This is a genomic window from Mycoplasma sp. HU2014, assembly GCF_001199495.1.
Classification (GTDB): Bacteria; Bacillota_I; Bacilli_A; order Mycoplasmatales; family Mycoplasmataceae; genus Mycoplasma.
This window is the reverse complement of the sequence record NZ_LFYS01000014.1, coordinates 1-10,904: the sequence shown is the minus strand read 5'-3', so window position 1 is coordinate 10,904 and position 10,904 is coordinate 1. Positions and strand designations below refer to the sequence as shown.

At 25.9% G+C, this 10,904-nt stretch carries 8 protein-coding genes and 2 pseudogenes; 2 read left to right on the top strand and 8 right to left on the bottom strand.

The genetic code is table 4. The features are described from left to right. The 7 genes and pseudogenes from AB668_RS05880 to AB668_RS00770 all read right to left on the bottom strand — a co-directional run. Positions 1 to 336 (bottom strand): annotated as a pseudogene (locus AB668_RS05880) (hypothetical protein); the annotation flags it as partial. A gap of 212 nt (positions 337 to 548) precedes the next feature. Continuing rightward, a pseudogene (locus AB668_RS00795) lies at positions 549 to 1,781 on the bottom strand (transposase); the annotation flags it as partial. Between the two features lie 201 nt (positions 1,782 to 1,982). Next, positions 1,983 to 4,943, bottom strand: coding sequence for an AAA family ATPase (locus AB668_RS00790; RefSeq protein WP_050517208.1), 2,961 nt, complete (start codon positions 4,941 to 4,943; stop codon positions 1,983 to 1,985). A 111-nt stretch (positions 4,944 to 5,054) separates the two neighbouring features. Next, the gene (gene rnc / locus AB668_RS00785; RefSeq protein ID WP_050517207.1) at positions 5,055 to 5,747 is read right to left on the bottom strand and encodes a ribonuclease III; all 693 of its coding nucleotides are present in this window, start codon (positions 5,745 to 5,747) and stop codon (positions 5,055 to 5,057) included. After that, entirely contained in the window at positions 5,734 to 6,741 is a 1,008-nt protein-coding gene (plsX, locus tag AB668_RS00780; protein WP_050517206.1) for a phosphate acyltransferase PlsX, read from the bottom strand. The genes rnc and plsX overlap by 14 nt, the downstream gene beginning before the upstream one ends. Positions 6,742 to 6,808: 67 nt before the next feature. Next, on the bottom strand, positions 6,809 to 8,461 hold the full coding sequence (locus tag AB668_RS00775; protein ID WP_050517205.1) for a DAK2 domain-containing protein: 1,653 nt from the start codon (positions 8,459 to 8,461) through the stop codon (positions 6,809 to 6,811). Between the two features lie 21 nt (positions 8,462 to 8,482). After that, positions 8,483 to 8,797, bottom strand: coding sequence for an Asp23/Gls24 family envelope stress response protein (locus AB668_RS00770; RefSeq protein WP_050517204.1), 315 nt, complete (start codon positions 8,795 to 8,797; stop codon positions 8,483 to 8,485). 150 nt (positions 8,798 to 8,947) lie between these two features. Here AB668_RS00770 and AB668_RS00765 point away from each other — a divergent pair, with 150 nt between their 5' ends. Beyond that, positions 8,948 to 9,286, top strand: a complete 339-nt coding sequence (locus AB668_RS00765) for a hypothetical protein (RefSeq protein ID WP_050517203.1) — start codon at positions 8,948 to 8,950, stop codon at positions 9,284 to 9,286. A gap of 268 nt (positions 9,287 to 9,554) precedes the next feature. Further along, complete coding sequence (locus tag AB668_RS00760; protein ID WP_050517202.1) at positions 9,555 to 9,782, top strand: hypothetical protein; 228 nt, start codon at positions 9,555 to 9,557, stop codon at positions 9,780 to 9,782. A 336-nt stretch (positions 9,783 to 10,118) separates the two neighbouring features. On the opposite strand, the gene AB668_RS05655 is transcribed toward AB668_RS00760, so the two are convergent. Beyond that, the coding region (locus AB668_RS05655) for a hypothetical protein (protein WP_160315000.1) at positions 10,119 to 10,904 on the bottom strand (786 nt) is incomplete at its 5' end.

Genomic DNA, 10,904 nt, shown 5'->3' with positions numbered 1-10,904 from the left:
TTTTGGATTTATAGAACGTAATAATGAAATTGCATACAAGTGATTGGCAAAATCTGATGTATAAACTTCTTTTAGATCACTTAAAATATCTTGTGAAACCGATTTAGCTAATTCATAATCACCATAATATTTAAAGCTAATCTCCTTTTTAATTTCTTCTTTTTTAATAAACTCACCATCAATGATGTGTCCTATCACTTTACCCTCTTTTGGTTGATTAGAACCGTTTTTTCTTACACAACCAACTCTTTCAATTACAGCTCATTTTGAACCAGATTTTTTTATTACAGTATTCTTTGGTCTTGTAACTTGTCGTATCTCTAATGGTACTCCCATGTTAACCTCCTATATAGTTAATTATATAGTTAAATTATAGCATAATTAAGTAATATTTTAAAGTATTTTTTTAAATTTTCTGGAATATTTTAAAGTATTTTTTTAAATTTTTGTAACAAAAAAACGAGATATTTTAATTAAAATCTCATTTTTTATGCAATATAACTGCTTTTTATTATATTTTATGATGTTTGTATAGTTAATTTATGCGGTAAACTTTTGATTAAGTTTATAAATTCAGTCGCAATTACACTTGTGTTTTGCTGCACTCTTACAAAATCCAGTTCAACAATGTTTTTATAGAAGTTGAAAAATTCTTCAATTTCTCATCTTGTTTTGTAAAGATCGTATATTTGTTTTAAAGATAAATCTTCGTTGGAAATAAAAGTAATTGTTCCAAAAAGATTTTCTTTTTCTTGTAAAGTTCGTTATTAAAATTTTGTTCTCGATTAACTTTATCTAAATAAGCTCTTCGTTCTTGGTTGTAGTCATTTGTGCTTTTAAATGAATATAAAAATTCGGTTTGATTAAGTTTTGATTTTTTACATAAAATAATATCTTCATCAGAATTAAAAGTCATTTCATATTTAGATAACTCTAAAGCTTTTATTCTTTTATCATTTCTTTTAATAGGGAAAAGATTTTTAACATTTTTCTTTTCAGTATTTAATTTATCTAAACTTTCTTTAGAAAGAATTCCTTTATCTCCCATAATTAAGCAATTATTTAGAGAAAATTCATCAATAAATCTATTGAATGCCATTGTATCTAGTGTATTTCCTTGAAAAACCTTACTTGCAATGGGTTCTTTTTTGTTTAGGTCAAAAGCATATAAAACAGAAATATTTTGAACACCTTTAGTTCTAGCTTTTCACGATCATTTTGTAAAATCAGAAGTTTTATAACTACAATTTTTTAACATACCATCAATTACAATAGTAGATCCAGGAGAAACAGTATCGATTCTATTTTGAATGAATTGTTTGATGTATCTGTAGTTATATCCCAACTTTTCTAAAAACCTTGAAATGTTACTAGATGAAAGCCCTATACCCGGAAATTGTTCAGAGAAAAATGAACATTGATATTTTCTATTAGTGATATTTCCATAAGCTGCTCTAATAATTGCTATTGCATAAATGATTTTTGCATCTGATGGATTATAAACTTTGCAAAGATCTTCAAATACATCTTTTGATAATTTATAAGCAATTTCGGTTCTTCCGAATTGTTTTATGTCACATAAAGCAAAGTTAAGTCTACTTGTTTTAGTTTCTACATATTCAAAGTTTATTATTTCACCGATTTTACCCAGTTCTACTGGAACTGATTTTCCATTTTTTTCAAACACTTGTTCTTTTAATAACATCATATTTATTTCCATTTTTCTTTACTCTTGTATTTTTTGGTCTATCCACAGCTAATATCTCTTTTGGTATTGGCATTTTTCTTTCTCCTTATGTAGTGCTTTAGTCACTATAATTGTATTATATTTTTTGAACTTTTTCTATAGTTTTTAGCTGTTTTTTAATATATTTTTTTCTGCAAAAATCCTAGGTTTTATCGCTATTTTGACAAAATATGCAAAAAAAATAGCATTTCGGCTATTTTTCATATATTCCTATAGTGGTTTTAACGGAAAGTTCTTAATTTATTTGTTTAGCTTCAATCAGTTTTATTTTAACAATCTTAGTAATACCTTTTACTTGCATTGTTACACCAAATAGTGCATCACAGTTTTCCATTGTTCCATCACGATGAGTAACAATAATAAATTGTGTTTTATTTGAGAAATGTTTAATAAATCTTGCAAATCTTTCAACATTAGCTGGATCTAATGGAGCTTCAGCTTCATCTAAAATTACTAAAGGTAAAGGTCTTGCTTTTAAAATTGAAAATAGAACAGATAAAGCAACTAAAGATTTTTCTCCACCACTTAATAGGTTAAGGTTAGTGATTTTTTTACCTGGAGGATTCACCTTAATATCAACTCCAGTTTCTAAAATATTATTGGGATCTGTAAATATTAATTCGGCGTGCCCTCCACCAAATAATCTAGCAAACACTTCAGGTAAAGCATTGTTAACATCATCAATTATTTGCTTGAATTGAGTTTCCATTGCAATATCGATATCTAAAATGATATTTTCTAGTTTTTGTTTTGCACTTCTAACATCATTTAATTCTTGATCATAATAATCAAATCTTGATTTTTCTTGCTCGTATTCAGCAATAGAATCTAGATTAACATTACCAATATCACGAATTTCAGTGATTAATTCTTGAATTTGTGATCTAGCTTGTTCTTCATCTTCTATAACGGGAAGTTCCATTTCAAGAGCTACATCAACTGAAATTTTATAACCATTCATCAAACGATCTGCAACTTTAAGTTGTTTTTCTAATAATACATTATATTCAGTTGTTATGTTAGCAACATATTCTTTTATTTCAGTTAATTCATCTCTTTTTTGAACATTGACTTTGTTCATTTCTTTTTGTTTTTCACTTGTTTTAGATTTGTTAGATACAATAGAATTTATTTTACTTTGTATATCATCTCTTTTATTTTCTAATTCTATAATTTCTTTTGATAATCTTATAGATTCAGATTCATTTGAACTTTTTACAAAACCAGTTAATAGATCAATTCCAACTAATACTTTATATTCATTTGAAAGATCAACTAAATTAAATTTAATGTTTGCTATATTTTGATTTGAGATTCTAATAATTGAATTTAATTCATTAATTTGATCACGTAAATTATCGTTATTTGTTTTATAGCCCGTAAGTTCTTTTGTTTTTTCAGCTTCTTTTTCTTCTAATAAGACTAGTTTATTTTTTAATTCTTCAAGAGAGTTATTACTACTATCGTCTTGTTTTTCAAAAATATTAACATTTTTAGTTGAACCACCAATAATTGCCCCATTAGGTAGAATTCTTTGTCCATCTAGTGAAACTATGTTATATCTAAATCCGATATTTTTAGCTAAACTAACAGCATTATCATAATTATCAACAACAATAATAGTAGCTAATGCATAATCAACAGCCACTTTGATTTCATTTGAGTGATCAACTAGTTCATTAGCAAAACCAATAAATCCGGCTGATTGTTCTATTATTTGCTTTTGAGCAGGAGAAATCGAATTAGCAGAAAGCGTATTTAATGGTAAGAAAGTTACTCTATTTAAGTTATTTCTCTTTAGAAAGTCAATTGCTTTTTTAACATCTTGATCTGTTTTCATTACAATTGAATTCATATGTCCAGCAGCAGTTACTGAAATAGCTACTTGATAATCTGAGTGAACTGTTACAAGTGATTTTAAAACACCAACAACTCCTGTGATTTGTTTTGAATTATTAACAATTGCACTAATTCCATCATTAAAACGACCAAAAGAAGTTCTTTTGTTATGTTCTATATGTTCTATTTCAAGGTTAATTTTATTTATATTAGTTCTAATAGTTTCGATTTGTCCATATATTTCATTATATTTAGATGAATAATAATCATAATTATCTTTTAGTTCTAATAATTCTTTACTTGCTTTTTCAACTTTTTCTTGCTCACTATTTAATAAAACGCTTTTTTCATCAAATTCTTTTTTGACTAAACTTGCTTTATATTTATCTTGAACTGAAGTATCAATATTTTGACTTTCTTTTAATTCAATTTCATTTTTTCTAATTTTTAAATCAGAAATTCTTTTTAAAATATTATTAAAATCAGTGTTTAATGTTTGTAATTCATTATCAGCAGAAGAGTTTTGATCTAAGATCAAATCAATTTCTTCTTGAGTCATATTAATATCATTAGTTAGTCTTTTAATTTGAACATCTAATGAACGTTTTTCTTCTCTTAATTCTTCGATTCTTTGTATAAATACTCTTAAATCTTTAGCAAGAATATATAATTCTATATTTTCTAGTTGCTGAATTTTTTCTTGATATTTTTTTGCTTTTTTTGCTTGTTTTTCTAAACTAGGTAATCTTCTTGAAATTTCATTTGCAATGTCTTCTAAACGATTTAAGTTTTCAGTAGTTCTTTCTAATTTTAAAAGGGTTTCTCTTTTTCTTTTTTTGTATTTTCCAACCCCTGCAGCATCATCAAAAATTTCTCTTCTATATTCTGGTTTTGCTTCAGTAAAATTAGCTATAGTTCCTTGAGAAATAATTGCAATACTTGATCTAGTTAAACCTGTTTCTAAAGCAATATCTTGAACATCTCTTAGTCTAGATTTTTCACCATTTATAAAAAATTCACTTTCTCTAGTGGTACGATTAAATTTACGTCTTACTTCTACGATATCAGTTTTTATAGATGAAAAATGCTTATTTGTATTGTCAAAAACTAATGTAACTTCAGCAAAATTGCTAGCAGATTTATCACTACTTCCACTGAAAACTACATCATCCATTTTAGAACCTCTTAAAGATTTAGTAGATTGCTCTCCCAATGCTCATCTTATAGCATCAGTAATGTTTGATTTACCACTACCATTAGGCCCAACAACTCCTATCATTTCATAATTAAAATCCATGATAGTCAATTCAGCAAATGATTTGAATCCAGTAGCTCTAATTTGTTTTAAAAATAGCATATAAAACTCCTTTTTACATATTTAAATTATATTATTTAAATATTTTGTTTTTAATAAAAGAAGAAAACTATTAACATAGTTTTTCAATTTTATATAAATTTAAGATATTTATTATATTTTCTTCATTTTAGATAAACAATTTTCAGCCGCTCTTTGTTCAGCTTCTTGTTTAGACCAACCTTTACCAACACCAAATTTTTGCCCATCTAAATTAACACTAACTGTGTAGAAAAATTTATTTTCTTTTTGAAAAAACTCCTCATTTTCAACAATATATTTTAAATCGCTTCTTTTTTCTGATTGCAGTATTTGTTGAAGTTCAGATTTATAATCTTTGATTTTATTTATAAACTCAGGTTTTTGAATATAAATAAATAAAGTTTGTTCTAATCAAGAAATTAGTTTTTCTTCTCCTTGATCTAAATAAATTGCTGATGTTAGTGCTTCAAATACATCAGCTAGAATGGACGGTTTTTCAAAACCTCTAGTTTTTAATTCTCCTTGACCAAGTCTTATTAATTGACCTAATTTAATATCTTTAGCAACTTCAGATAGAGATTCTTCTCTTACTGAATTTGATCTTAATTTAGTTAGTTCTCCTTCACTTAATTTAGGATAATTAAAAAATAGAAATCTAGAAACATACATTTGTAATAATGCATCACCTAAAAATTCCATGCGTTGGTAAGTATACTTTAAACGATGTTCATTTGAATATGAATTATGAGTTAATGCTTCATCAAAAAAACGAGAGTTATTAATTTCAATATTATATGTTTTTAAAAAATCTCTAATTGTTGGCATTTGATTTCAATCCACTTTCTATTTTATTTAAAACATTGTTTTTAACTGCATTTAAAGTCATATTTAAAGTTGCTTTAAATGATCTAACATCACTTGAACCGTGTGATTTAAAACAAATTCCATTAACACCTAATAAAATAGCTCCAGCATGATTTTTGTAATCAAATTTTTTAGCAACTTTTTTAAATGCAGGTTTTAAGATTAATGCAGCAAGTTTTTTAATAAATGAACTTGTAATTTCTTTTTTAATTTCTGTTAATAAAGTTTTAGCAGCTCCTTCACTAGCCTTTAAAGCGATATTACCACTATATCCATCAGTTACTATAATATCAACTTGTCCAGTTAAAATATCACGTGCTTCAACATTTCCAATAAAGTTAAACTGTTTTAATTCACTTAATTTAGCATATGTTTGTTTTTGCAATTCGTTACCTTTACTTTTTTCAGTTCCAATATTTAATAAACCAATTGTAGGGTTTTGTTTTTTTAAAATTTCTTTAGCATAAACATTCCCCATCACTGCATAACCAATTAGATCTTCAACTTCATTTTCACTATTAGCTCCAACATCTAACAATAAAGTAACACTATTTTTTGCATTAGGAATTGTTGGCATAAAACCAGGTCTTTTAACTTGATCGATCTCACCTAAAATAAAATGACTACCACCAATAAAAGCAGCTGAATTTCCACCAGTTAACATACCATCAACTTTTTTATCTCTCACTAATTCTAAAGTTTTTACAATTGAAGCATCTTTTTTTCTTCTAACATCTAAAACAGAACCATTCATATCAATTACTTGACTTGTAGCAAGTATTTCATATTTATTATTATCAATAGGAAATTGGATTAATGCTTGTTCTATTTCTTGTTTATCACCAACTAACACTAAGAATAGATCATCATGTTGTTTAATAAATTCACTTGCAGCTTGAACAGCTATTTTAGATCCTAAATCAGATCCCATTACATCAAAAGCTATTTTATACATACAATAACTCTCCTTTAATAAATATTATAAAACCCCTTTCAGGGGTTTGTTATTATTTTAGTTTTTATTATTCTATTGCTATTAAGAAACTGTAAACTTTTTGTCCGCCTTCAAGAATTTCATATTCAACGTTGTATTTTTCATCTAAGAATTTTCTTAGTTGAGCAACTTCTTTTTCTTCGGCTTCTTCACCTGTGAAAATTGTAATGATTTCAGTTTTATTTTTAATATATTTAGAAAGTTGCTTTTCAAAGACAGCTTTTATTGTTTTTTCTGAAGCAATAATTTTTCCATCAACTAGAGCCATGAAATGATCTTTTTTAACTTCTACTCCATCAATTTTTGTATCTTTAACAGATTTAGTGATGTTAAATGATACTAAATTTTTAAGTGATTTTAGTAATTGAGAACTGTTTTTTGAAGCAGTAAGAGAAGGATCATAACTTAATGAACAAACCATGCCTTGTTGAATTGTTTTTGTTTGAATTACATAAACTTTAGATTTCTTTTCTAATTTTTCAGCTTGTTTTGCTGTTAGATATACGTTGCTATCATTTGGGAAAATAAATACTGTTTTTGCATCAACTTCTTGAATTGCTTGTAGGAAATCTTTTGTTGATGGATTCATTTTTGAATCCGCATCAATTGCTAAATCAATACCTAAATCTTTTTCAAAGTAAGTTTTTAATTTCTTAGAAGGAACAACTGAAACAATGGCAACATCATTAACAAGTTTTCTTTCAATTTTAATGTTTGAAGTTTCTTTTCAAGCTTTTTCTTTTCTTGATTTAAGTTGTTTATCAGCTTGTAAGTTCATATTTTCAATTTTTAGAGTTTTGAAATCTCCATATTGTTGTAAGAATAATAGAACTTGACCTGGTGATAAAGCGTGAGTATGAACTTTTAAAATTTCTTCATCAATCACAACTACCATTGACGTGTTTCCATAAATTTGTAATTGATCTCTAATTGTTGAAGATTGAAGTTTATTAATTCATTCTTTATCAAGTAGAACAATAGCTTCTGTACAATATCCAAATTCTTCTTCTGTTTCAAGATCGATATTTCCACCTTCATTAATTTCTAGTTTAGCCAATTTTTGAACAACTTTTTGTTTTTCAACATACTGTTGTATTCCTTGTAAGAATTTAACTAATCCAAATCCTCCTGAATCAACAACACCTACTTCTTTTAAAACAGGTAATAAGTTAGGAGTATTTTCTAAACTAGCATTAGCAATTTCAACAACTTGTTTTCAGAACTCTTTAATATCAGTTGCATCATCAATTTCATTTACTTTTTCACTAGTTTCTCTTATAACAGTTAAAATTGTTCCTTCAATAGGTTTCATAACAGCTTTATAAGCTATTTCACAAGCTCTATTAAAGCCTTGTTTTCATTCAGCTACTGTTAATTCTTTTGCATCATTCATTCCAAGTGAAAAACCTTTAATAATTTGACTAAAAATTACACCAGAATTTCCTCTAGCTCCCATTATTAGTCCTCTTGCAAAAGTAGATAAATATTTACCTATAGTTGTATTGTTTAATTTAATTTCACTAACTTCAGCATAACCATTAGTAGCAGTTAGATTCATATTAGTTCCAGTATCACCATCAGGAACAGGGAAAACATTTAATTTATCTATGTAAGGATAATGATTATATAAATTATTAACCCCACTTAAAATCATATTATTTAATAATTCAATTTTTTGCATTTTTCATTCTCACCTTATACACTATAACATTAAATCATCAACAGCTACTGTTACTGTATGATTAATAAAGTTTTTAACATTTTTTTCTAGTTCATATTTAATACGAATTTGAATTTCAGTCATAACATCTAAAATGTTTACCCCACTAACAAGCACAACATGAATCTTAAATTGGTATATGTCATCTTTCATTTCAATTTCTATGGCTTTTGATATATCATTTGTAATCAAATCATCAGAACTATTAGAAGTATAGTTAGCAAGTGCAACTACTCCTGGGATTGTGACTACTGAATCATATATTGTTTTAATAATGAAAGGATCTATATTATTCATGATATCACCATACTTTCATTATTAAATTTTAACATTTATTTTTATGTTAAATCAACCTATTTTATATTTTGTCTGGAATATCAAACAAAATGATACCTTACCAATTATATGTTTTGGATCCAAAACATATAATTGGTAAAGGAGGTTAGAATGTTTACTATTTTAGACAATAAGTCATATGCAGAAATTAAAAAATGTATATTAGATATCTTTGCAAAGGATCCTAAAAGATCATGTTTATCAATAGCAAAGCAATTTAATAAATCTGTTTCTACTATAAAAAGATATAAGAAAGAATATCTTGATTTTATAAATACCGGAAAGGAGATAATACTTTCTCATAAAAATGTAAATAACAAGAATGCGCAAAAATATAGTGATGAAACAATATACAACTTGGGTGAAGTTTATCAAGGAGAAATCAACCTATTTTATATTTTGAATTATTTTATATTTATCCTAATTCATCAACTATTGAAGCATTTTTAAATATTAATTTTTTATTTTTATTTATTCCATTTACACTTTATTTTTTAACAGGACTTATTATATTTATTTTTAATGTTACAAAATTTAAAAAAATTCTTAGAACTTTATTAGATATTAAAAAAGAAATTAAATTAAATGAAAAATCATAAATAACAATAAAGAAAATAAAGGTTTTTATAATTTAGAAATCCTTTATAAAGATAAAAAAACTTCTAATCTTTATATTAATTCAGGCTTTAGTTGATGAATATCAGTATATAAACGAAAAATGCACAGAGCTCTTGATAATGCAAAAGTAGCAAAAATGTTTAAACAAGCTAAATTTAAAAATGTATTTAATGATGAAGATTATTTAATTGTAATATCTCAACAACTATTTGATTTTTTTGATTACTTTACAAGAAAGATTATATTTTTAAAAAATCGTAATTTAGTAAAATTTGAAAATTATTCTATTTTAGTAAATGGTGAAAACAAATTACATTTGATGAAATAGGAGAGTACTTATTAAGTAATTATTTTTATTAATCAAATGTTATGAAAATATTTTCTGAATAAAACAAAATCACTTATCTATTAAGTGATTTTTTAGTTATTAATATGATTAAAACTTTACCTTAAAGATTAACTATACATTTTATGATTTTTAATCGAAAAGGCTTAAAAAATATAAATTAATAATAATGAGTAAATTTTTTATAAAAATTGCTCATTTGCTGTTTAGGTCGGAAACGTATGTCTGGATATTTTATTTTGCGTGGGTTTTTAAACAAAATGAACCTTTAAATTTTTAAGTTATAATAATCTTATCAAAGGAAATTAGAAAATTAAACTAATCCAATAAGCCTAATTTTTCTTTGAGTTCGAATGATATGCGATAACATTCATTCTTAACACCTGAGACAAGTCCTGATAGTTCATCGACTACTTCACTGGGCAATCCACTTGGGTGTTTTTTAATGCTGTTAAGAGTCTTATCTAATACAGTATGAATCCATCTCGTTTTATTTATTGTTCCTAAGGTTTTTAAATCATGTTTTCTTTCTTCATCTAATTGTTTTCTTTTTGCTATATCAGCTATTCCTCAATCATGAGATCCTTTTTCTAATATTTCAGCTTTAAAACGCATAGTTTCTGTTCTAAAGTAGAACTTCTCATCTGCACCTATAACAAATTCAATACTTTCTTTTTTGTTGAACTTATATCTCTTCCCATTTTCATCAAATGCAGCATAATAATTTTTTTGATATTCAACCACTCCATTCATAATTTTTCTTTTAATAGGTATGTCAAAGAAGGATTCAACCGCCTCATTTTCTAGTTTTCTAAAAACGCTTTCTTTTTCACGTATTTTACATATACTGTTTAAATATTCAATCAATTCGTCTTTTATAGCATTAGCTTCTTCAATTGTTTTTATATTCTTTTGTTTGAAATAAAAAGGAACATTCTTTTGCACTGTATCTCATTTTCTTTCTATGTGTGGTTTTGCATTAGCGTTTGATGAAGAAACAACTTCTATACCCCTTTTTTCAAGCTCTAAAGGCGTTCTAGGGTTGTTTATTTCGTCTTTCTTAAAGTTAGCTCTATTATCAGTAATTATTCTCATAGGATAACC